At 61.4% G+C, this 22,271-nt stretch carries 24 protein-coding genes; 12 read left to right on the forward strand and 12 right to left on the reverse strand.

Features of this window, described 5'->3' with window-relative positions; translation table 11 throughout:
* Nucleotides 1–63: 63 nt before the first annotated feature.
* Nucleotides 64–186: a hypothetical protein gene (locus ABL914_RS07815; protein ID WP_391562615.1), complete on the reverse strand. Its 123-nt coding sequence runs from the start codon at nt 184–186 to the stop codon at nt 64–66.
* A gap of 172 nt (nt 187–358) precedes the next feature.
* On the opposite strand from ABL914_RS07815, the gene ABL914_RS07820 reads away from it, so the two are divergent.
* Nucleotides 359–1,897 (forward strand): class I adenylate-forming enzyme family protein, encoded by a 1,539-nt coding sequence (locus tag ABL914_RS07820; RefSeq protein WP_391562616.1) that lies wholly within the window; start codon nt 359–361, stop codon nt 1,895–1,897.
* Here the strand turns inward: ABL914_RS07820 and ABL914_RS07825 are convergent.
* Nucleotides 1,860–3,095 (reverse strand): TCR/Tet family MFS transporter, encoded by a 1,236-nt coding sequence (locus tag ABL914_RS07825; RefSeq protein WP_391562617.1) that lies wholly within the window; start codon nt 3,093–3,095, stop codon nt 1,860–1,862. The two genes, ABL914_RS07820 and ABL914_RS07825, sit on opposite strands and share 38 nt — an antisense overlap.
* 68 nt (nt 3,096–3,163) lie before the next feature.
* Here ABL914_RS07825 and guaA point away from each other — a divergent pair, with 68 nt between their 5' ends.
* From guaA to ABL914_RS07845, 4 genes are all read left to right on the forward strand, one after another.
* Nucleotides 3,164–4,735, forward strand: coding sequence for a glutamine-hydrolyzing GMP synthase (guaA, locus tag ABL914_RS07830; protein ID WP_391562618.1), 1,572 nt, complete (start codon nt 3,164–3,166; stop codon nt 4,733–4,735).
* On the forward strand, nt 4,726–5,142 hold the full coding sequence (locus ABL914_RS07835; RefSeq protein WP_391562619.1) for a GNAT family acetyltransferase: 417 nt from the start codon (nt 4,726–4,728) through the stop codon (nt 5,140–5,142). The genes guaA and ABL914_RS07835 overlap by 10 nt, the downstream gene beginning before the upstream one ends.
* A 20-nt stretch (nt 5,143–5,162) precedes the next feature.
* Entirely contained in the window at nt 5,163–6,410 is a 1,248-nt protein-coding gene (locus ABL914_RS07840) for an esterase-like activity of phytase family protein (protein ID WP_391562620.1), read from the forward strand.
* A gap of 295 nt (nt 6,411–6,705) precedes the next feature.
* Nucleotides 6,706–7,101, forward strand: a complete 396-nt coding sequence (locus tag ABL914_RS07845) for a hypothetical protein (protein ID WP_391562621.1) — start codon at nt 6,706–6,708, stop codon at nt 7,099–7,101.
* Nucleotides 7,102–7,187: 86 nt separating this feature from the next.
* Here ABL914_RS07845 and ABL914_RS07850 read toward each other — a convergent pair whose 3' ends face one another.
* Nucleotides 7,188–7,688: an asparaginase domain-containing protein gene (locus ABL914_RS07850; RefSeq protein ID WP_391562622.1), complete on the reverse strand. Its 501-nt coding sequence runs from the start codon at nt 7,686–7,688 to the stop codon at nt 7,188–7,190.
* 100 nt (nt 7,689–7,788) lie between these two features.
* Here ABL914_RS07850 and ABL914_RS07855 point away from each other — a divergent pair, with 100 nt between their 5' ends.
* Nucleotides 7,789–9,027: an MFS transporter gene (locus tag ABL914_RS07855; RefSeq protein WP_391562623.1), complete on the forward strand. Its 1,239-nt coding sequence runs from the start codon at nt 7,789–7,791 to the stop codon at nt 9,025–9,027.
* A gap of 25 nt (nt 9,028–9,052) precedes the next feature.
* Complete coding sequence (locus ABL914_RS07860) at nt 9,053–9,571, forward strand: metal-dependent hydrolase (RefSeq protein ID WP_391562624.1); 519 nt, start codon at nt 9,053–9,055, stop codon at nt 9,569–9,571.
* Here ABL914_RS07860 and ABL914_RS07865 read toward each other — a convergent pair.
* The 6 genes from ABL914_RS07865 to ABL914_RS07890 form a co-directional block, all read right to left on the reverse strand.
* On the reverse strand, nt 9,568–10,206 hold the full coding sequence (locus ABL914_RS07865) for a TetR/AcrR family transcriptional regulator (protein ID WP_391562625.1): 639 nt from the start codon (nt 10,204–10,206) through the stop codon (nt 9,568–9,570). The genes ABL914_RS07860 and ABL914_RS07865 overlap by 4 nt on opposite strands.
* Entirely contained in the window at nt 10,206–11,456 is a 1,251-nt protein-coding gene (locus ABL914_RS07870; protein ID WP_391562626.1) for a cytochrome P450, read from the reverse strand. Before ABL914_RS07870 ends, ABL914_RS07865 begins: the two co-directional genes overlap by 1 nt.
* A gap of 142 nt (nt 11,457–11,598) precedes the next feature.
* Nucleotides 11,599–12,000, reverse strand: coding sequence for a hypothetical protein (locus tag ABL914_RS07875; RefSeq protein ID WP_391562627.1), 402 nt, complete (start codon nt 11,998–12,000; stop codon nt 11,599–11,601).
* Nucleotides 12,001–12,062: 62 nt separating this feature from the next.
* A complete protein-coding gene (tldD, locus tag ABL914_RS07880; RefSeq protein ID WP_391562628.1) occupies nt 12,063–13,499 on the reverse strand; it encodes a metalloprotease TldD in 1,437 nt (478 codons plus the stop codon).
* Between the two features lie 31 nt (nt 13,500–13,530).
* A complete protein-coding gene (locus ABL914_RS07885; RefSeq protein ID WP_391562629.1) occupies nt 13,531–13,728 on the reverse strand; it encodes a zinc-finger domain-containing protein in 198 nt (65 codons plus the stop codon).
* Between the two features lie 39 nt (nt 13,729–13,767).
* Nucleotides 13,768–14,259: a DUF4402 domain-containing protein gene (locus ABL914_RS07890; protein ID WP_391562630.1), complete on the reverse strand. Its 492-nt coding sequence runs from the start codon at nt 14,257–14,259 to the stop codon at nt 13,768–13,770.
* A 238-nt stretch (nt 14,260–14,497) separates the two neighbouring features.
* Between ABL914_RS07890 and ABL914_RS07895 the strand changes: the two genes are divergently transcribed.
* The 5 genes from ABL914_RS07895 (at nt 14,498) to ABL914_RS07915 (ending at nt 20,297) form a co-directional block, all read left to right on the forward strand.
* On the forward strand, nt 14,498–15,439 hold the full coding sequence (locus ABL914_RS07895) for an ABC transporter ATP-binding protein (protein WP_391562631.1): 942 nt from the start codon (nt 14,498–14,500) through the stop codon (nt 15,437–15,439).
* Nucleotides 15,436–17,010 carry an L-aspartate oxidase gene (gene nadB, locus ABL914_RS07900; RefSeq protein WP_391562632.1) on the forward strand — a complete coding sequence of 525 codons (1,575 nt, stop codon included), beginning with the start codon at nt 15,436–15,438 and terminating at the stop codon, nt 17,008–17,010. Before ABL914_RS07895 ends, nadB begins: the two co-directional genes overlap by 4 nt.
* Before the next feature lie 53 nt (nt 17,011–17,063).
* Nucleotides 17,064–18,098 (forward strand): polyphosphate kinase 2, encoded by a 1,035-nt coding sequence (ppk2, locus tag ABL914_RS07905; RefSeq protein ID WP_391562633.1) that lies wholly within the window; start codon nt 17,064–17,066, stop codon nt 18,096–18,098.
* A 173-nt stretch (nt 18,099–18,271) separates the two neighbouring features.
* Nucleotides 18,272–19,345 carry a polyphosphate kinase 2 gene (gene ppk2 / locus ABL914_RS07910; RefSeq protein WP_391562634.1) on the forward strand — a complete coding sequence of 358 codons (1,074 nt, stop codon included), beginning with the start codon at nt 18,272–18,274 and terminating at the stop codon, nt 19,343–19,345.
* Between the two features lie 70 nt (nt 19,346–19,415).
* A complete protein-coding gene (locus ABL914_RS07915; protein ID WP_391562635.1) occupies nt 19,416–20,297 on the forward strand; it encodes an alpha/beta fold hydrolase in 882 nt (293 codons plus the stop codon).
* A 58-nt stretch (nt 20,298–20,355) separates the two neighbouring features.
* Here ABL914_RS07915 and ABL914_RS07920 read toward each other — a convergent pair whose 3' ends face one another.
* From ABL914_RS07920 to ABL914_RS07930, 3 genes are all read right to left on the reverse strand, one after another.
* The gene (locus ABL914_RS07920; RefSeq protein WP_391562636.1) at nt 20,356–20,970 is read right to left on the reverse strand and encodes a GNAT family N-acetyltransferase; all 615 of its coding nucleotides are present in this window, start codon (nt 20,968–20,970) and stop codon (nt 20,356–20,358) included.
* The gene (locus ABL914_RS07925; RefSeq protein ID WP_391562637.1) at nt 20,967–21,227 is read right to left on the reverse strand and encodes a GlsB/YeaQ/YmgE family stress response membrane protein; all 261 of its coding nucleotides are present in this window, start codon (nt 21,225–21,227) and stop codon (nt 20,967–20,969) included. The genes ABL914_RS07920 and ABL914_RS07925 overlap by 4 nt, the downstream gene beginning before the upstream one ends.
* A 96-nt stretch (nt 21,228–21,323) precedes the next feature.
* Entirely contained in the window at nt 21,324–21,812 is a 489-nt protein-coding gene (locus tag ABL914_RS07930; protein WP_391562638.1) for a hypothetical protein, read from the reverse strand.
* Between the last annotated feature and the right edge of the window lie 459 nt (nt 21,813–22,271).

A 22,271-nucleotide genomic window follows, 5' to 3' on the forward strand; every position in this document is an offset into this window, starting at 1 on the left:
GGGCAGCGGCGCCAAGGCGTCGCTGCCCTTTGTTGCTTGTGGAGGTGTGCCGAACCGCCGCGCTTAGGCAAGCGTGGCGGTAAACATCAAACCGCTGACCGAAGCCGCGGCGATGATCGGCAGCACGATTTGTACGAAGCTGCGCATGGTATTTCTCCTGTTTGCGTTCGCGAACTCAGTTCGCATTTGCAACATAACCTTTCGAGTAGAGATTGCGAGTGCAAAGGGCGGGATGGTTGTTGCGTATTTTGCAACTGACTAGTTTACCGCCCAGTAACCCCTGCTTCACCGGCTGGACAGGTGCCGCGGCATTCCGCAAGGCACGGTATCGACGATTCGATTTTGCGAAAGGCCTCAGATGACCGCCAATCCCGCCGACCAGCTGAACGCAGAATTCGGATCGCTCCCTGGCCTTATTGCGAGCTGGGGCCAATTTCGCGGCGAGGCTGATGCACTGTTCGATGGCACGATCACGCTTTCCTGGCGCGAAGTGGCCGACAAGGTTGAGCGGATCGCCGCGCGGCTGCAGGCCGATGGTTTGCAGCGCGGACAGGCCGTGGCAATTCTTGGCACCACCGATGTGGCCTATGCGCTGGTCTATCTGGCCGCGATTCGCGCCGGGGGCTGCGCCGCGCCGCTGACCACCAGCGCCAGCCCCGATCAGCTTAAGGGCATGGCGGCGGATTCGGGTGCGATCCACTTGTTCATCGATTCGGCCAAACTGGACGAGCTGGGGGATTTCAGCCTGGGGATCGCCAACCAGATCCGGCTGAGCGATCTGGATACGTTCATGGCACCCGCCGGCACCCAGGCTGCGCCGTTCGATCCGGCCGAAAACGATCCGCTCAACATAATTTATTCCAGTGGCACCACCGGCGTGCCCAAAGGGATCGTTCATTCCCACGGGATGCGCTGGCGGCAGATGACCTTCCGCGCCGCGCTGAATTACGGCACCGACAGCCGCACGATCTGTTCAACCCCGCTCTATTCGAACACCACCATGGCCGTGTTTTTGCCGACGATGTATTCGGGCGGCTGTGCCAGCCTGATGGGCAAGTTCGATGTTCGCAAATGGCTGGAGCGCGCGGCGGGTGAGCGCTGCACCCACACCATGCTGGTCCCGGTCCAATACCGCCGGCTGATGCAGTATGCGCATTTTGACGACTACGATCTGTCATCAATGAAGATGAAATACTGCACCAGCGCGCCTTTCCCTGCCGATCTCAAGGCCGAAGTGCTGGAACGGATGCCGGGCGGACTGATCGAGATCTATGGCATGACCGAAGGCGGCGTGGCTTGCATCTTCCCGGTGCATGAACACCCAGACAAGCTGCACACCGTGGGCTATCCGGCGCCCGGGCACTCTCTCAAGGTGCTGGACGAAGATGGCAACGAGGTGCCGCCGGGCACGGCTGGCGAACTGGTCGGCAAAAGCCCGACGATGATGCTGGGCTACAAGAACCAGCCTGAGAAAACCCGCGAAGGCTATTGGACCGATCCCGCAGACGGTTCGACCTGGCAGCGGATGGGCGATGTCGGCCGGCTCGATGCCGATGGATTTGTTGAATTGGTCGGGCGGACCAAGGATGTGATCATCTCGGGCGGGTTCAACGTGTTCCCGATCGACCTTGAAGCCGAGCTCTTAAAGGATGAACGCGTTACCGAAGCCGCCGTGGTCGGCGTGCCATCAGATCAGTGGGGCGAAACCCCGGTTGGCTTCGTGGTGCTGAAACCGGGCGTCGGCGAAGCGGCGCTGGAAGACATCCGAACAGTCGCCAACAGCCGCCTGGGCAAAACCCAGCGCGTCTCGGCGCTTCATGCGATTGATGAAATGCCCCGCAGCCACATCGGCAAATTGCTCAAGACCGAGCTGAGGGAGCTGGTGGTGCCTTCGTAAGCGCAAATCCGCGCAGGAACAGCACCAAAGCCACCAGCGAAAATCCGCCTGCCACCAAGAACGGCATGGTTGGCAGCTGGGCCAGCGCGCCCGGGCCGCTAAACCGGGCAAGGACCAGCGAATAGAGCGGCGGGCCGATAATCGCGGCAACACTGCCAACTGCCTGGGTTGCGCCCTGCAGTTCGCCCTGGCTGCTGGCATCGATCGCCCGGCTGGCCAGCGCCGAGATCGAGGGGGTGATGAAACCCTGCATCCCCCCGATCAGGATGGCAACATAGATCGCCGCTGTGCTACCAGCCAGGACATAGAGCACCGATGCGGTAACAAAGCTGCCAACCCCAATTGTAACTGCCAACCTTTCGCCCAGCCGGGGAGCCACAAAGCGCAGCCCCAGCCCCTGCACCAGCGCACTGGTCAGCCCCACCACTGCCAGCGAAAGCCCGATCGCCTTGCTATCAAAATGCCAGGCGGCAATTGCGATGTAAGACCACATTGCCGGATAGACCACGTGGGCCAACATCCAGAAACCGGTTGCGGCAATATACCACAGCGCCGCGCCGCTTTGCCTGCCCAGCGCCCTGAGCGCGGAAAAGGCATTGGCGCGGCGCCAGTCAAACGGGCGGCGCTTGCCAGCCGGCAGGCTTTCGCGCAGCACGAACCAGCCGATTGCAACATTGGCCAGCGCCAGCCCGGCGGCGGCATAAAACGGCACGCGCGGCCCCACTGTGCCCAGCAGACCACCCAGCGCGGGTCCGATAATGAAGCCAAAGCCAAAGGCCATGCCCATCAGGCCAAAGTTGGCTGCGCGCTTTTCCGGCGGGGAGACATCAGCGATAAAGGCATAGGCCGCGCTCCAGCTGGCCCCGGTAATCCCCGCCACCAATCGCCCCGCCACCAGCCACCACAGGCTGGGCGCCAGGCCCATCAGCAGATAGTCGATCCCGAACGCGGTCAGCGAAGCCAGCAGCACCGGGCGGCGCCCATACCGATCAGACAGGTTGCCGATGATCGGCGCAAAGACGAATTGCAGCGCGGCATAGCCCGCCCCCAGCCACCCGGCCCAGACCGCAGCCTGATCGATGGACATCTGGCCCAGCTCCATGATCAGGCCCGGCAGCACCGGCATGATCAGGCCAAAGCCCAGCATGTCGATCAGCACGATGGAAAAGACGATGCCAATCGAGGCGCGGTGTTGCACTGTCAGTTTCCCCCAAGCTGGGCGTGTGGCTGCTTGCCACCGCGCGCGTGCGCCATTATCGGCCCATCATGACGATCCAGCCTTCTGATTCCATCCTTATTGTCGATTTCGGCAGCCAGGTCACCCAGCTCATTGCCCGCCGCGTGCGCGAGGCCGGGGTCTATTCCGAAATTGCCCCGTTCAACAGCGCCGCTGCCGCATTTGCCCGGATGCAGCCCAAAGGGATCATCCTTTCGGGTGGGCCGGCATCGGTGCTTGATGAGGACGGGCCGCGCATTCCCGCTGAAATCCTCGAAAGCGGGCTGCCGATCATGGCGATCTGCTATGGCCAGCAGGCCTTGATGCACCAGCTGGGCGGCGAAGTGTTGCTGGGCGATAGCGGCGAATTTGGCCGCGCGTTCATTGAAATTTCTGACGGCTGCGTATTGTTCGATGGGCTGTGGGCCGAAGGCGAAACGCACCAGGTCTGGATGAGCCACGGCGACAAAGTGACCGCGCTGGCCCCGGGCTTCCGCCCGGTCGCCTCCAGCGCTGGCGCGCCTTTTGCGGTGATCGCCAACGATGAGAAGCGCATCTATGCGATGCAGTTCCACCCCGAAGTGGTCCACACCCCCGATGGCGGCAAGCTCTACAAGAATTTCGTGCGCCACGTTTGCGGGCTGGCCGGCGATTGGACCATGGCTGAGTTCCGCAAGACCAAGATCGAGGAAATCCGCAAGCAGGTTGGCAAAGGTAAGGTGATTTGCGGGCTTTCGGGCGGGGTCGATAGCGCTGTGGCCGCGGTGCTGATCCACGAGGCGCTAAGGGACTCTGGCGCCGAACAACTGACCTGCGTCTATGTCGATCACGGCCTGATGCGTCAGGGCGAAAGCGAGCAGGTCGTCAGCCTGTTTCGCGGGCATTACAACATTCCGCTGATCCACAAAGATGTATCGGCGCTGTTCATGGGCGGCCTGGCCGGAGTGACCGATCCCGAGGCCAAGCGCAAATTCATCGGCAAGACATTTATCGATGTGTTCGAAGCAGAAGCGAAGAGCATCGGCGGGGCGGAATTTCTGGCTCAGGGGACGCTCTATCCAGATGTGATCGAAAGCGTCAGCTTCACCGGCGGGCCATCGGTAACAATCAAGAGCCACCACAACGTTGGCGGATTGCCTGATCGGATGAACATGCAACTGGTCGAGCCGCTTCGCGAGCTGTTCAAGGATGAAGTGCGCGAACTGGGCCGTGAGCTGGGCCTGCCTGAAGTGTTCGTGGGCCGCCATCCCTTCCCCGGCCCAGGCCTGGCGATCCGCATTCCCGGTGAAGTGACCCGTGAGCGCTGTGACATCCTGCGCAAGGCCGATGCGGTCTACCTTGAGGAAATCCGCAATGCCGGGCTTTACGATGCGATCTGGCAGGCCTTTGCCGTGCTGCTCCCGGTCAAGACGGTGGGCGTGATGGGCGATGGCCGCACTTACGACAACGTCTGTGCCTTGCGCGCTGTGACCAGCACCGATGGGATGACCGCCGATATCTATCCGTTCGACGCTGCCTTTCTCAGCCGGGTCGCAACCCGGATCATCAATGAGGTCAAGGGCATCAACCGCGTGGTCTATGATTATACCTCAAAGCCGCCGGGGACGATTGAGTGGGAGTGAGGATCGAGCCGGCCACCACTGCTGATCGCGCGGCGGTTGTTGCGCTGTGGCACAGTGCCGGTCTGACCCGCCCATGGAATGATCCTGCCGCCGATTTTGACCTGGCCCTGGCCAACCCCACTTCGATTGTACTTTTGGCCCGTGATGGTGCGGCGCTGGCGGGCAGCGTGATGGCCGGGTTCGATGGGCATCGCGGCTGGGTCTATTACCTTGCGACAGATCCCGTACGGCTTGGCCAGGGGATTGGCAAAGCCCTGATGCAGGCCGCCGAACAATGGTTGCAAAGCCTTGGCTGCCCGCGCATTCGCCTGATGGTGCGCGATGATAACACTGCTGCGCGCGGGTTCTATTCGGCGATTGGCTATACCGATCAAGCAGTTATCACGATGGGCCGCACGCTCGATTGAGTGCAGGAGGTTTGGCGGGAATGCCGAAATTCGCGATGCCCCTAACCGTCCGGCGGCTTAACTGGACCGACATTGCGCTGGGCAGCCCGGCCGTGCCCAAAGGCACGATGGCACTGCACCGCAGCCTTACTTCTGGCTTGTGCCGCCGGGCAAGTGATCCGCCGGGCACGTTCTGGGGGGTGGGAGACCGCGGGCCCAATATCAAACCAAAGGACGCCGCGGCGCGTTACGGATTGGATGATCTGGCCCCACTGGCCAGGCTGGAAGGTGCCAAAATCATGCCGATGCCCGGTATCGGCCCGGCGCTGGCGCGGTTCCGACTGGTGGATGACCGGATTGAGGTGGAAGCCGTTTTGCCGCTGCGCACACCCGCTGGGGTGCTGCTTGATGGCCTGCCCCCGCCAGCTATTGCCGGTGCTGAAACCGAGCCAATGTTCGCGCTTGATGGCACGGCGCTGCCGACCAGTAGCCGCGGCGCCGACACCGAGGGGATCGCGGCGCGCGCTGATGGCATGTTCTGGATTGGCGAGGAATACGGCCCTTCGCTGCTGCTGGTTGATGAACACGGGACTGTGCACCAGCGGCTGGTCGCTGAAGGCAGCGCCGACCAGTTCGCCGGCGGCGGAATTCCTGTCACCGCGGTGCTTCCCGCGATTGCCCTGGCCCGCAAACTCAACCGCGGGTTTGAGGCACTGGCGATCAGCGCGGATGGCACGACACTCTTCGCCGCCTTCCAAAGCCCGCTGGCCCACCCTGATCGTGCCGCGCACGAAAGCAGTGATCTGGTGCGGATCTGGGCGCTGGATGCCAGGACCGGGCGAATACGCGCAGAATATGCCTATCCGATTGATCCGCCATCGCATTTCCTGCGCGACAGCGAAGCCGGCCCGGTCTTCGCCAGTGATGTAAAGATCAGCGAGCTTGCCGTTCTGCCCGGCGGCGATCTGCTGGTGCTCGAACGAGTCACGCTTTCCACCCACCTCTACCGGATTACCCTGCCCCAGCCACTGCCGTCAGCCTTGCTTGATCCATCGATCCGACCCACGCTGGAACAGCTGGGACAGGCCGGCTGCAGCACCGCAGGGCTGCCGGTGGCGGACAAAAAACTGCTGTTTTCAAGCGATATTTCACGCGGGATTTGCGGCGATCTTGAGGGCCTGCTGGTGCTCGGCGCGGAGGGCCTGTTGCTGTCAAACGACAGCGATTACGGCACAGAGGGCGCTGCCACCCAGTTCTGGCAGCTCGGCGGCCTCGCGCTAGCGGATTAACCGCCTGCGCCTGATATCACGATTTCTATTTCCCGGATGAACCGGTTGCGGACCATTCAGGCCGTAATGGGCACGTCACAATCCATGGCTAAGGTGACGGTTCTGCTCACCAAACAGCAAGCATTGTAACGTATTAACAACTTGTATTACGTAGATTTGCCTGCTAATAAGCGGCGTATATTGATTCTGTCGCCGTGTGGTTCAGCAACTGAGCCCGGCGGGGTCGAACGCAGATGCTCGGAGTTTGATTGTGCAAATTGGCAATTTTCTTGGATCGCGCAAGGCGCGCCAGACGATGGCAGCGGTTGTTGCACTTGGGGTCGTGCAGATCCCGCTGATCAGCCTTGCCGATGCCCCGGCCCCTTGGGTTCAGAAGGCCGAACAGAAGAAAACGAAAAAGAAAAAGGCCGCCCGCCGTGCTGCGCGCCGCCCGGTTCAGCGCGTTGAAACGGTGACCCGCGCTCCGGAAGTTCCGGTTGAAGTGGTGCAGGCCCCGCCGCCGGTTGATGTGCCGCCGCCGGCAGTTGTAGAAGTTGCTCCGCCGGTCGTCCCGGCCCCGGTCGCCACCCCGCCCGCTGTGGTTCCGGTTGCCGTGGCGAAGGCTGGCGGCTTCAATATCCTGTTCCCGGTATTGGGTCTGCTCGGCCTTGGCGCTCTGGTAGCCGCTGCCGGCAGCCATTCGAACGGCTAAGCCAAACAGCTTGGATCGGCAATCAAGGGCCTGCTACTTTCGGGTGGCGGGCCTTTTGCTTTTCAGGATCAGCTGGCACGCCTGCGCTATTGGGTGATCGCCACAAATTTCCCGGCTGCGCGGTCCTTGCGCACCTTCAGGCCATCGAACACTTCCCCGCTCATCGCGATGTAGACCCCGGGCCGGGCAACCTGTGCGGCGGCAAAGGCCATGCCCAGGTTGAAGTGCGCATCGGTTTCAGCAAAGCGCGCCGGGCTGAGCGCGCCGGTCAGGCAGATGGTTTTGCCGGGCGCTGCTTGCGCCAGCACTTGGGCAGTTTCGGTCATGGTATCGGTTCCGTGGGTTATAACGATCCGGTTTTCGGGGGCTTCGCGCACAGCCCTGGCGATCTCCGCCCGGTCTTGATCGGTCAGCTCAAGGCTATCCTTTCGCATGACCTCAACCACGCGGTGCGCCAGCGCTACGCGCGCTTCGGCCAGCAAGGCGGGAATCCCGCTTTCCACGATCTGATATTCGCTAAGCGCATCGAAATAGCTTTTGTCGATCGTGCCGCCGGTGGTGAGAACAAGGATAGCTTGATGGGTCATGGCAGCGGCCATAGCGGAGCCTGTCAGCATTGCCAAAGCGGCGATTTGATATTGCCGCGCGGCTCATGCTAGGCAGTGGGCCTGTGGGGGGGAACGGGCCATGGCAGACACACCGCACAATTCGCATCACGCAACCGGAACACGGCTTACCTGGCTGGTGTTGCTGCTGGCCCTGTCTATCCTGCTGAATTACGTTGATCGCGGCGCATTGGGTATCGTTGCGCCCAAGATGAAGGATGCGCTGAACCTTTCGGCAAGTGAGTTCGGCTTTGCGGCATCGGCCTTCTTCTGGACCTATGCCCCGCTGTGCCTTGTGATCGGCTGGCTGTGCGACCGGTTCTGCGTTTACCGGGTCTTTGCGCTGGGGGTGGCGATCTGGGCCGTCTGTACCTTTCTGACCGGTTTTGTCGGCGGCCTGGCCGGGCTGGTGATGCTGCGGATCGGGCTAGGGATTGGCGAGGCGGTGGCGTTTCCCGGCAGTTCAAAGATTTTTGCGGCACAGGTTCCGCCGCACAAACGCGGTATCGCGAATGCATCGGTTGCGGCTGCATTGGCCTTTGGTCCAGCGGTTGGCGCACTGGCTGGGGGTACAATTCTGGCACTTGGCGATTGGCGCGCCGTGTTCTGGGTGTTCGGCCTGGTGACGTTGGTCTGGCTGGTGCCGTGGCGGCTGGTTACCGGCCCGGTGCGAAGCCCCACTTTCAGTCACCCCACCGCCGGCCGGCTTGATCTTGGCAAATTGCTGCGGATCCGCTCGCTCTGGCTGATGGGGATCGCGCATTTCCTGTCTAACTACGGGTTCTATTTCCTGCTGACATGGCTGCCCTTGTGGCTAGTCCAGACCAAGGGCTATTCGATCCCCGAAATGACCGCGCTGACCACACTGGGCTTTGTGGTTCAGGGGGTGGCGGCGCTTGGCATTGGCCATTGGTCTGATGCGCAGGTTGCAGCGGGGGCCGATGAAGGCCCCTTGCGCCGCAAGCTGATCGTAGCCGGGCAAGTGGCTGTGGCCGTGGCAATTGGGGGAATCTTTCTGGCGCAAAATGCCTGGCAACTGGCCGCGCTGCTGGTGCTGGCGGGCGTGGGCATCAGCCAGGTATCGACCAATATCTTCGCGATCGGTCAGATCTTTTCCGGGCCGCAGGCTGCGGGCGGCTGGATCGGAATCCAGAACGCAATCGGCAATGTTTCCGGGATCATCAGCCCAATCGTAACCGGGATCCTGATCGACCAGTTGGGCGGATATGGTTGGGGTTTTGCCCTGGCTGCCGGGGTTTGCGCTGCGGGTGCCCTGTGGTGGTGGAAAATGATCCCGCCGATCAAGCAGATCGAAGTTTGATGCCGCATCGCCGGAATTGAGAGCGATGCCAACCATCATCAGCCATGCGCTTGTCCCCTTGGCCGCCGCCGCCATATTGGGGACCCGGCGCATTCCGGTTCGGCTGGCGTTGATGGGGGCGATCCTGGCCATGGCACCCGACATCGATGTCATCAGCTTTAAGCTGGGTGCGGCCTATTCCGACGAATGGGGCCACCGCGGCGCCAGCCATTCGCTGGCCTTCGCTGGCGCTTTGGCTGCTGCGCTGGCCTTGCTGCCTGGACTGCGCACAGCCAAGAGCGCGCTTTTCCTGTTCGCGGCGGCAGCATCGCATGGTCTGCTTGACATGGCGACCGACGGCGGGCTGGGCATAGCCCTGTTTTGGCCGTTTGAGCAGACCAGGCATTTTCTGCCCTTTACCCCGATCCGGGTTTCGCCGATTGGCGCAGGATTCTTCACCGCGCGCGGTGCAGAAACGATAGCGTCAGAATTGCTTTGGATCTGGCTACCTTGCGCGGTGCTTATCGGATCGAGGTTGGTTTTGCGGGGCCGCCGAACAGACTAGGCCGCCAGTGCCTCACCCTCAATCGCTTCGATCGCGCGGTGCAGGCGCTGGGCTGCGGCGCCATCAAGCCGGTGTTCGAACAAGGTCAGGTGCCGCAGCAAGGTGCGCCGCACCGCGCCCGCGCCTTCGCCGATTGGCTCGCCCAGTTCGCGGTGGTGTTCCAGCCCATAACGCAAGATAATCGTGGCATTGATCGCCAGATCGCGCAGCCGTTCGCGCGGCCAATCCAGCAGCCCTGCGGTAACCAATGCCGCCAGAAAGGCCTCGATCTGGTCAAATGTCAGGACCAGCCAGCGCGGCGCATTGGTGTGGATTATTGCGGCATCTTCGCCATAGCCTTGCTGATCGCGGTAGAGGAACCGGAAGGCGCGAAATTCTGCCATCATCGTTTCCAGCAGCGCGCCATAACCAGCCAGCGGATCATCCCCTGGGCGCAGCGCCAGCCGCTTTTCGATAGCGGCGGCGAAATCTTCGGCAATCGCATCAAGCAGCGCGGCACGGGTCTTGAAGTGATACCACAGGTTGCCTTCAGCAATCCCGCAGGCCTGTGCCAGCGCTGCGGTCGATACGGCCCCATAGCCCTCTGCGTTGAATAGCAAGAGGGCCTGGGCCACGATCCGATCACGGGTTTTCATCAGTAGCGCGAAAGTTCGACCTGCATCGCCTTATAGCCATGGACGAAGCAGGCCGCCACGCGCTTGGGTTCACCGATCACATTGGCGCGCAGGCGTCGCTTGGCCATTTCCTCAAGCAATGTCACCAGCTGCAGCTCGGCCACGCGGGCACCAACGCAGCGGTGGATGCCATAACCGAAGGACAGATGGCGACGGGCATTTTCACGGTCAACCCGGATCGCTTCGCCATCTTCGAACACGCTTTCATCGCGGTTGGCGGAAATGTACCACATAACCACCTTGTCACCGGCCTTCATTTGCACGCCTTCGATCTCGGTGTCCTCGGTCACGGTGCGGCGCATGTGCGAAAGTGGGGTTTGCCAACGGATAAGTTCCTGCACCGCATTGGGGATCAGCGATGGATCGGCTTCAAGCTTGGCCCGCTCTGCCGGGTACTTGTTCAGCCCATAGGCATAGGATGACATCGAATTGCGGGTGGTATCATTGCCGCCGACAATCAGCAGGATCAGGTTGCCGATGAACTCTTCAGGCTCCATCTCGCGCATTGCGTCCGATTTCAGCATCACGCTGATCAGATCCTTGCCGGGATTGGCCATGCGGTCCTGCCACAGCGCCGCAAAAGCCATGCCCATTTCCTGCATCTTGGCCAGCCGCAGTTCGACCGATTCCTGACACTTGGTCAGCTCGACATCGCCGCCAAAGTCCGACCATTCGGTCAACTTGTCGCGCTGTTCCCAGGGGAAATCAAATATCTTGGCCAGCATGCCGGTGGTCAGTTCGATCGAGACCCGCTGAACCCAATCAAACGGCTCGCCAATCGGGAGTCCATCAAGCACTTCGCCGGTCCGGGCAACGCATTCTGCCTTCATCGCCGCAACTTCGGATGGGCCAAAGCTGGGCGCAACAGTGCGGCGCTGGCCAGTGTGCTTGGGCGGATCCATCGCGATGAACATCGGCTCGCGCATGTTGTATTGCTTAAGCAATTCAGGATCGCCGGAAATGGCGATCCCGCCCTTTTCCCAATCGGACGAGAAAATCTTGGGCAGGGCTTCGATATGGATGATCGGCTTGTAGGTGCTGACCGACCAATAAGGACCGAAATCGCTTTCAGGCACATACTGGATCGGGGCTTCGGCGCGCAACTTGGCGAACAGCCCCTGCCAGCGGTCTTCGGCATAGAGTTCGGCCAGCGATACGTCGATCGGCTCGATCGGCGATTGGGTCCGTTCTAGGGTTGCATTGCTGGCCATGGTGCTCTCCGACAGATTTTAGGGTTTTTACCCTAATTCATCCTCGGCAAGAGTCAACATCGCCCGGCCCGTAAGAAAATCGCCGCCCGGATTGCTCCGGACGGCGGCTCGCTGAGACTGTAATCGGTGAACTGTGAAAGGCCTATTTCGCGGCCTTTATGCGGCGATAAGGCACGAATTCGCCAAGACTGATCAATCCGTTGAACATATGGCTAGAGCGATCGAGCGTCTGGACGATATCGAGATTGCAGAACTGCCCGCCATAATTGCGGGTCACCAGCACATCATCGGAATCGACATCTTTGGCATTGCGCGGCACGTTGACCCAGATCGTATTGCCCCAGCCGAACACCAGTGCCGTACCATCGATCACCCGCACATCGCGCGATTCATGCTGCGGAATACAACTGCGTGGGGTGCCTGCGACGCGCCCATCAAGCAGTTTGGCAAGCTCTTGTTCGGGGGTCAGCCGGGTCTTGGCATCAAGCGCCGGGCCGGCCAGCAAAGCCGATGCTGTTACCAGTGCAATGGCGATCTTGCGCATGTTTCGACTCCTTGGTTTTCGTGTAGCAGCCTACGCCGCGATCCTGAACCGGAACTGAAGGATCACCCGGTTCCGCCCACAGTCAGCCCGGCAACCAGCAAAGTGGGCTGCCCCACCCCGGCCGGAACGCTTTGTCCGCCCTTGCCGCAGATCCCGATCCCTTCATCCAGCGCAAAATCGTTGCCGATGCCCAGCACCTTGGTCAGCACGGTCGGTCCATCGCCGATCAGCGTGGCGCCCTTGATCGGCGCACCCAATTTGCCATTTTCTACCTTGTAGGCCTCGGTGCAGGTAAACACGAATTTGCCCGAAACGATATCGACCTGCCCGCCGCCAAAACTTTTGGCAAAGATCCCGCTTTTAACCCGGCTCAGCAATTCAGCCGGATCATCGTTTCCGCCCTTCATGAAGGTGTTGGTCATCCGCGGCATCGGCGCATGAGCATAGTTTTCGCGCCGCCCGTTGCCGGTGGCAGGCACCCCCATCAGCCGGGCATTTAGCCGGTCTTGCATATAGCCCTTGAGGATGCCGTCCTCGATCAGCACGGTTTCCTGGGTAGGCGTGCCTTCATCATCGATCGAAAGCGAGCCGCGCCGGCCCTGCCCGTTGACACCCAGCATCGTGCCATCATCCACCACGGTAACCCCTGGCGCACCCACGCGTTCACCGATCCTGCCGGAAAAGGCGCTGGCACCCTTGCGGTTGAAATCGCCTTCAAGCCCGTGGCCAACGGCTTCGTGGAGCAGAACGCCGGGCCAGCCAGGGCCAACCAGCACGGTCATCTCACCGGCGGGTGCGGCCACGCTTTCCAGATTGGTAAGGGCCTGGGCAAGGGCCTCATCAATCGCGCGGTTCCAGGTTTCGGGCGCAAGCAGATCATCATAGAGCCGCCGCCCGCCGATCCCGAAGCTACCGGTTTCACGGCGCCCGTTCGATTCGACAACAATCCCCACATTGAGCCGAACCATCGGCCGGACATCGCCCCCACGAAAGCCATCGCCGCGCAGGATTTCAATCACGCTCCAGCTACCTGCAAGGCTGACCGAAACCTGCGCCACCCTGGGATCGCGGGCGCGCGCGGCGGCATCGATTGTTTCGAGCAGCTTGACCTTTTCGGCAAAGCCCAGCGCATCAAGCGGCGAGGCTTCGGTATAAAGGTGCCGGTTGTTGGCGCGCGGCGGCGCGGCCGGTGCGGCCTTGGCCGGATCAAGCAATTGCAGCGTTTCGCCCGCGCGGCGGATTGCGGCTTCGCTGATCTCGTTGGCGTGGGCAAACCCGGTCATCTCACCCGATACACCGCGCAGGCCAAAGCCCGCATCGCGCGAATAATCGGCAGTTTTCAGCCGCCCGTCATCGAACAGAAAGCTCTCACTGGCGATGAATTGCAGGTAAAGCTCACCATCATCGCAGGCCCGCAACGCCTCAGCGGTAACGGCCTGGGCGCGGGCAGGATCGATCTTGCCAAACAGATGGACGGCGGCTGGGTCTGCTGTTGTCATGCCCCTGATATAGGGACTGGGACGCAGATGGCTAGGCCGCAGCCTGATCGGCCGCCCCGCCCTTCAGGATGAAGCGCTTGTCGCAATATCCGCAATCGGCAAAGCCGCGCTCATCAATTTCAAGCCAGACCTTGGGATGGCCCAGCGCTGCGCCGCCCGGCAAGCCGGTTGATCCATCGCAGGATACGCGGCTGGCGGTAACGATCATGGTTTCAGTCTGCGTGCTCATAGCGCGGGCCTTAGCAGTGACGCCCGGCGATTTCCACACCTACTGGTAGTTTAATGTAATCGTGAATGACCCGACATATGTACCAGGCGCTTGATTTGCCTTCACCCGCAAAGTTGCACCCAATGGAAAGCGAAAGATACCAGTGCTGCTACCAATTCGGAATGTGCGCGGAGCAGTCGTGATAGGTGCTGTTGGGGTACTGCCAATAATGAATGTATCGACTGTCATCGTGCCCCCACCACCTACTCTATTGAGAGTAATGGAATTGCTGGTCATTCTGATAGTAACTTGTTGGCCGAACGAACCCTTGCCGGCAAAAGCTGCAGGCTGAACCAAGCCTCCGGTTGCCAGTCGAACGCCGCCTGTCGCGGCACGGGTTCCAGCCGGTGCCAATACAACCGTTCCCGCAGTGGTGCCTGGCACAACCTTGCCAAAGGCCAGGTCATCTACCTTAATAAAGGTTAGATTGGCGACGATAACCGCTTCCGCACTTGCAGAAACGGTGGCGACCTCTTGGGCCTGGGCAGGCATTGATCCACAAATTGACAATGCACAGACCAGCGCTGCGCAGAATGCGCGAACGGCGGTCTTGAATCGACTGCCAAAGATGGAAACCCCCCGGTACATCGAATTCTGACTAGCGCGGCGACCTGAAGGCACCCTCCACAGATATGGTTAACGGGCGCGTAGGAATTGGCCGTGAACCGCCGCAATCCGGGGCTTTGCCCAGGACTTTGCCATGTGAACGGCTTGGCGCTAAGCGGGGCAGATGGAATCGACCTCTGCTATCAGCATCAAGAACCTGACCAAGCGCTATGCGCCGGCCGGAAACGCCCCTGCCAAACTGGCGCTGGATGATGTCAGCTTTGATGTCCCGCAGGGCCAGATCTTCGGCCTGTTGGGGCCCAACGGTGCGGGCAAATCAACCCTGATCAACATTCTGGCCGGGCTGGTGATGAAAACCGGCGGATCGGCGGAAATCTGGGGTTTCGATATCGACAAGGACCTGCGCAACGCCAAACGTTCAATCGGGATCGTCCCGCAGGAAGTGGTTTTCGATCCGTTCTTTACGCCGTTCGAAGTGCTGGAAAACCAGGCCGGGCTTTACGGTGTGCCCAAGGCGGTGCGCAAAAGTCTGGAGCTGCTGGGCCAGGTCCACCTTTCCGACAAAGCCAATGCCTATGCCCGTACGCTGTCAGGCGGGATGAAGCGCCGGCTGCTGATCGCCAAGGCGCTGGTCCACACCCCGCCGGTGATCGTGCTGGATGAACCGACCGCGGGCGTTGATGTGGAATTGCGCCGGCAATTGTGGGAACTGGTCAGCGAACTTAACGCGGGCGGGGTCACCGTGGTCTTGACCACCCACTACCTTGAAGAGGCCGAGCAGTTGTGTGACCGGATCGCGATCATCAACCACGGCCAGCTGATCGCCAACAAGCCGACCCGCGAACTGGTTGAAATGGCAAGGGAAAAGATCGTAGTGGTGACGGTGGACAAGGATGTTCCCGCCCCGCCCCAGCATGCCGCATTCCTGAAGTGCGAAATGGCCAGCGATCGTATGCTTGAGATTACTTACGACAAGGACCGCACCAATGCCGGCGAAGTGCTGGCGGCTGTCCAGGCGCAGGGGTTGGGTATTATCGACGTAACCACCCGCGAAGCCGATCTGGAGGATGTGTTCATGCATTTGACCAGCAGCGCGGCGGCGTGACCCACGACGTCATCATTGTTGGCTCGGGCGCGGCCGGGCTTACGGCGGCGTTGGCCTTGGCCGAAAGGCTCAAGGTGCTGGTGCTGGCCAAGGGTGAATTGACCGGCGGATCGACCGCCTGGGCGCAAGGCGGGATCGCCGCGGTGCTGGATGCCGGTGACACGTTTGAGAATCACATTCGCGATACGATGGTCGCAGGCGCGGGGCTTAATCGGCTTGAAACGGTTGAATTCGTGATCGAACGCGCGCCGCACGCAATCGCGCGGCTGGCTGAACTGGGTGTGCCGTTCAACAGTGAGGGTGAGCATTTCCACCTGACCCGTGAAGGCGGACATTCGCATCGCCGGATCGTTCACGTTGCCGATGCGACTGGCTGGGCGGTGCAGGAAGCGCTGGTCAAGGCGGCAGAAGCACACCCCAATATCACCCTGTTGGCCGGCCAGGCCTGCATCGATCTGATCACCGGCAAGCACGAAGCCCGTTATTCCGGATCAGGCCGGGTCTGGGGAGTCTATGCGCTTAATCAGAAGACCGGAAAGGTTGAGGCGCACACTGCGCGAGCGACCGTTTTGGCCACCGGGGGCGCAGGCCGGGTCTATCAGTTCAGCACGGCCCCGCGCGGCGCGACCGGCGATGGGATCGCGATGGCCTGGCGCGCGGGTGCGCGGGTTGGCAATATGGAAATGATGCAGTTTCACCCGACCTGCCTCTACAGCCTCGATATCAAGAATTTCCTGATAACCGAGGCGGTGCGCGGCGAAGGCGGGCATCTGCTGAACCCCAAGACCGGGCACCGCTATATGCCCGATTATGACGAGCGCGCCGAATTGGCCCCGCGCGATATCGTTGCCCGCGCCAATGACAGCGAAATCAAGCGCGATGGGCTTGATTTCGTCCACCTGGATATCAGCCATCAACCAGCAGAATTCGTGCGGGAACACTTTCCCAATATCCACGAAAAACTGTTGGGGCTGGGGATCGACATGACCACCCAGCCAATTCCAGTGGTGCCAGCACAGCATTATACCTGCGGCGGGATCGTGATCGATCTGGCTGGCCGAACCGACCTTCCGGGGCTTTATGCAGCCGGTGAATGCACCGAAAGCGGGCTGCACGGGGCCAATCGGCTCGCCAGCAATTCCCTGCTTGAATGCTTCGTTTTTGGAGAAGCGGCGGCCAGCGACATTCTGGCCCGGTGGGACAGCTTCGATGCCCCCCCGCCGGTTCGCGGCTGGGATGAAAGCCGGGTGACCGATAGCGACGAAGAGGTGGTGATCCAGCAAAACTGGGGGGAAATCCGGCGTTTCATGTGGAATTATGTCGGGATCGTGCGGACCACCAAGCGGCTTGAACGGGCCAAGCACCGGATCCAGATGCTGACCGGCGAGGTTGAGGAATACTACGCTCACTTCCGCGTCTCAACCGATCTGATCGAGCTTCGCAACTTGCTCCAATGCGCCGAACTGATCGTCCGGTCCGCGCTGGCCCGGCACGAAAGCCGCGGGCTGCACTATATCCTGGACTATCCCGGGATGCTGGACGCGGCAAAGGACACTGTGTTGGTCCCGTAGGCTCCACTGCAACATAATTGCAACAAATTGCGGGCAAGCCTGCCGGGCATATCATGAGTGACAATCAACAGGACGATACCGGCACCGGGCCGATCAGGGCACTGGGCCAAAGCGTAGCGCAGGAACGCGTCCTGGCGGCACAGCAGGCCGGGGTTGCGGCTGCCGAAATTCTCGCCAGGCGCGGCACGATCGGTGATGTCGAGGCCTTGCTGGCAGGCGCTGCACCAGACGATGCAGAGCGCCTGCGCGCGCTGCTGGGCCTGCCCGAAACCAGCGTGCCGTTGCGGCAGACCAGCAATGAACTGGCCGCGGACTGGAAACGCGGCGGATATCCCTACAAATACAAGATGCTGCGCAAGGACTATGAGCATGACAAGTTCCTGCTCCAGGCCGAGCTGCTCAAATTCCAGAGCTGGATCAAGGAAACCGGCGCGCGGGTGGTGATCCTGTTCGAAGGGCGCGATGCGGCGGGCAAGGGCGGCTCGATCAAGCGCTTTACCGAACACCTCAATCCGCGCGGCGCGCGCGTGGTGGCGCTGGAAAAGCCCAGCGAAGTTGAGCGCGGGCAATGGTATTTTCAGCGCTATGCCGCGCACCTTCCCACCAAGGGCGAGATCGTGATGTTCGATCGCAGCTGGTATAACCGCGCCGGGGTGGAACAGGTCATGGGCTTTTGCAGTCCCGAAGAATATGGTTCCTTCCTGCGCGAAGCCCCTGAATTTGAAGCCAATCTGGTGCGCGGCGGAATTCACCTGATCAAATTCTGGTTCTCTGTCAGCCGCGAAGAACAGCTGCGCCGCTTTACCGAGCGCAAGGTTCATCCGCTCAAGCAGTGGAAGCTTTCCCCGATTGATCTCGCCAGTCTCGACAAGTGGCACGATTACACCCGCGCCAAAGAGGGGATGTTTACCGCCACCGATACGGAGGCCTGCCCCTGGACGGTGATCAAGAGCGACGACAAGAAGCGCGCCCGATTGAACGCGATGCGCTTTGTCCTGAACGCTTTTGACTATGGTGGGCGCGATTCCGGCGTGATCGGGCCGGCTGACCCGCTGCTGGTCGGGCGGGCTAGCGTGATCCGCGAATAAGCCAAACGCGCCAGGGATCGGATCCGGCCCGGCCTGCCTTGCATGAAACGCAACACAGCTTGCGGCCTATCCGTTTGACTCCACCACGGCCCGGCAGGACAATCAGGTCAACCAAATGGGAATATTCGCCTGCTATGCCGGGCGAAATCCGCGTGTTGAGGAGCCTGAACACAATGACCGCCACCCGCCCGGCCCGCCGCCGCAAACCCGCGCTGCCCAAAGTGGTCGAGGAAGGCCTTGCCGCCGAACGCGCCGAAGCTGCGGTTGAAGCAGAAACGGCAGCACTGGCCGAAATCGCCGGGACCAGCGGGGCCGATGGGGTCGAGGCGATCCTATCTGGAGCATCGCCCGATGATGCCGCCCGGATGCGCGATTATCTGGGCCTGCCCAAGCCGGCGGGGCGCCCCCGCAAAACCAGCGACGATCTGGCCGACGATTGGCGCAAGGGCGGCTATCCCTACAAATTCAAGATGCTGCGCAAGGATTATGAGCGCGACAAATTCATCCTCCAGACCGAACTGTTGAAACTTCAGCAATGGACCCGCGAGAACGGCCAGCGGGTGGTGATCCTGTTCGAAGGACGCGATGCAGCCGGCAAGGGCGGCACGATCAAACGGATGATGGAACACCTTAACCCGCGCGGCGCGCGCGTGGTTGCGCTGGAAAAGCCCAGCGAGGTTGAACGCGGCCAGTGGTATTTCCAGCGCTATGTAGAACACCTGCCGACCAAGGGCGAAATCGTGCTGTTTGATCGCAGCTGGTACAACCGCGCAGGCGTGGAACGGGTGATGGGGTTCTGCAACGAGGACGAATACAAGGAGTTTCTGCGCCAGGCACCCGAATTTGAACGCAACCTGGTACGCAGCGGCATCCATCTGATAAAATTCTGGTTTTCGGTCAGCCGCGAAGAGCAGCGCCGCCGGTTCAAGGAACGCAAGGTTCATCCGCTCAAGCAGTGGAAGCTATCGCCGATCGATCTTGCCAGTCTTGATATGTGGGAGGATTACACCCGCGCCAAGGAAGCGATGTTCTTCGCCACCGACACCGCCGACAGCCCGTGGACTGTGGTAAAAAGCGATGACAAAAAGCGCGCCCGGCTCAACGCCATGCGGTATCTGCTGCACTCGCTGCCCTACAAGGACAAGGACGCGGGCCGGATCGGCATGGTCGATGATCTGATCGTTGGCCGGGCCAACGTGATCCACGAACGCGGCGAGCATGGCTGGAGCGGCGGCAAGGACGATTGAGGCGGTCCTCTTGCGCTTCTGATCTGTGGCGCTAATCGTCCCTGGCAAAGCGAACCGGGGAGGAATACAAATGCCGCAAGTCCAGGCCAACGGCATTACAATCGAATACGAAGCCTATGGCGATCCAGCCCACCCGCCGCTGCTGCTGATCATGGGCCTTGGCGCGCAGTTGACCCTATGGCCGATCGAACTGGTCGAGGCGCTGGTGGCCAAAGGCTATTACGTGATCCGCCATGATAACCGCGATATCGGGTTGAGCGAAAAATTCAGCCACGCCGGTATTCCCAATTTCAAACGCGTTGCCGTGATGCGGATGCTGGGCTTGCGCCCCAAGCTGCCGTACCGGCTGGGTGACATGGCCGATGATGCTGCTGCGCTGCTGGACGAATTGGGGATCGAAAGCGCCCATGTGGTTGGCGGATCGATGGGCGGGATGATTGCCCAGTTGATGGCGGTGGGTCACGCGCACAAGGTCCGCAGCCTGACCTCGATCTTCTCAACCACCGGCAATCGCCGCCTGCCGCCGCCGCAAAAGGCCGCAATGGATGCGCTGCTGGGCAAGCCGCCGGCCAATGCCTCGCTTGATGCGGTGATCCCGATCGGGATCAAGGTTTCACGCGCAATCGGCAGCCCGGCCTATCCCGCGCCTGAAGAGCGGCTGCGCGCCAACATCACCCGCGATTACCACCGCAGCTTTTTCCCGGAAGGCGCGGCGCGGCAACTGTGCGCGATCATTGATGACGGCGATCGGCGCGCGCGGCTGAAAAAAGTGACCGCACCAACGCTGGTGATCCACGGGCAGGCCGATCCACTGGTTTCGGTTGAAGGCGGGCGCGATACGGCCAGGGCAATTTCCGGAGCGAAGCTGCATGAAATTCCGGGCATGGGCCATGACCTGCCGCTGGAACTGGTGGATGAGATTGCCGGCAAGATCGCGGAGCATGCGCGGTAGAACCTGATCGTTTACGCGGAGCCAACACGAGTCTGGTTCAGTTCATCTCAACCAGCGCCTAAGGCCCTTCCCACCACATCGACCAGAAATGCGGGCCGCCGCGCGGCGCGTCCCATTCTTCGCGCAGGCTGAAGCCCATCCGCTGATACAGCCCGACGTTTTCAGGCGTAGCAGTCTCCAGGTAAATCGGGCGGCCGTTCGCGGCGGCACGGGCTTGCCCGGCGCGGATCGCTGCCCCGCCCCAGCCGCGCCCCTGAAAGGCCGGATCAACCCCGGCATAGTGCAGATAATCGTAAGCCAGGCCCTGGGGGTGGTGCTTCTCGATCGATTCGCTAACCGCCAGGCCGCGCAGCAAGTTTCCGCCCAGCGCGCCCATGTAACGCGGCAGGCTTTGCACCAGTTGCCACAGCGAACCATGAACCGCAGCGCTGCTGCGCCACAGCGTGACCGCTTCGCTGCCTGGTGAGGACAGCGCCCAACCGGCGGAAAATTCCTCTTTCACCAGGGCCGCAAACAGGCGCGGCAAGCGGGCATGGCGATCGGCAGGGTCAGGCATGATCCAGGTCATTGCCGGATCATCGGCAAAGGCGCGGGCCAGACTGGCGATCATCGCCGGGCTGGCGGCCGGGTGCGCTTCGGCAATGGTTGGCAGGGTGCGGGGGGCACTGTTCACAGGTGCCAACCGAGCCGATTGCCGATAAAGATCAGCACCATCGCCCCCAGCACCGATCCGATACAGCCTGAGCGGTTAAACCCTTCGCGGATCCCCTGCCCGTTTGATAGGCCGGCCAGCAGGCCCACAACCAGCGCGCCGCCCACCCCCAACAGGCTGGTCATCCAAAAGCCCATGTCGTTATCGCCCCAGTAGAACGCCCGGGCGATGAGGCCGACAAAGAAGCCAGTTATGATAGTGCCGATCAGATTGAGCATGCAGGCGCACTCCGCAAATGGGTTACATTCCGGGGCGACTATAGTGCGCTGCGTGGGCCCGCCAAGCCCGGATCGGGCCAGCGGGCCAAAGACGATTTAGCGGACAACGCCAATCTTGCGCAGATCGCGCATGGCCTGGCCTTGCGCGGTCTTTTCAGCCGCGAGCGGATCAACGTCCGGGGCAAAGGCGCGGGCCGCATCGGCAATGCTGGCCTGGTTATCATAGAGCAGCATTTCGCGGACCGGGGCAAACCCGCCGCCTACTTTCACGTTCTGGGCGAGATGCAGGGCCGCAACGCAGCGGAACAATGTGGGAAAGCCAGCGCAGGCTTCTTCAACCCCGCCAGCGGGCAAGGTGATCCGGTCTGCGGCCAGCGAGCGGTTGAGCGCTGCGGCTGAACGCGGATCGATCAGCGGCAGGGCCTGACCGATCGGGACTGCTGTCTGGATCGCGGCCGCAGCAACCGGCGCGGCTGTGGCGGCCGTGCCTTTGCCTTCGGCGCTGTCACTGGCCCGGGCCGATCCGGCGATTACCGCCAGAGAGATCGCAGCCAGGCTGAAGATTCGTTTGTCGACAAGACGCATTCAATTGCTCCCACAAGACCGACTCGGTTGAGAGCTGGCCGTAGGGAGAGGTGCCACAGCCCGATGAATCACCCGTTTCAAGCGATGCTTAACACGAAGCAAACATGTTCGCGGCAAGCGTCAAAAGGGCCGTTTGCGCAACAAGATTGCGGGCCTCGATTCTTTCCGTGTCAACGCCCCTGCCCGGCGATTCCCGGTGAAAAATTTTTTTGCGGATTCATTTTGACTCTTGCGCGATTCAGCAGTGGCGGATTTCCCACGCGTCGCTGCATCGCGGCATGACTCCATCCACAGGCTGAACCGCTCCGAATGGGTAAACCGCGAATTTACCCTCTTGCATGCGACTCATCATTTGGCACTATAGGTAGTGGTTCTGCTTCGGGGGGGACCTACTAAACCTAGATTCAGGCATGGCTGCGCATTTCGCGCACCGGGGGCGGATTCGGGATTGGCAGGGGC

This window comes from Novosphingobium sp., from assembly GCF_040079535.1.
Lineage (GTDB): Bacteria > Pseudomonadota > Alphaproteobacteria > Sphingomonadales > Sphingomonadaceae > Novosphingobium.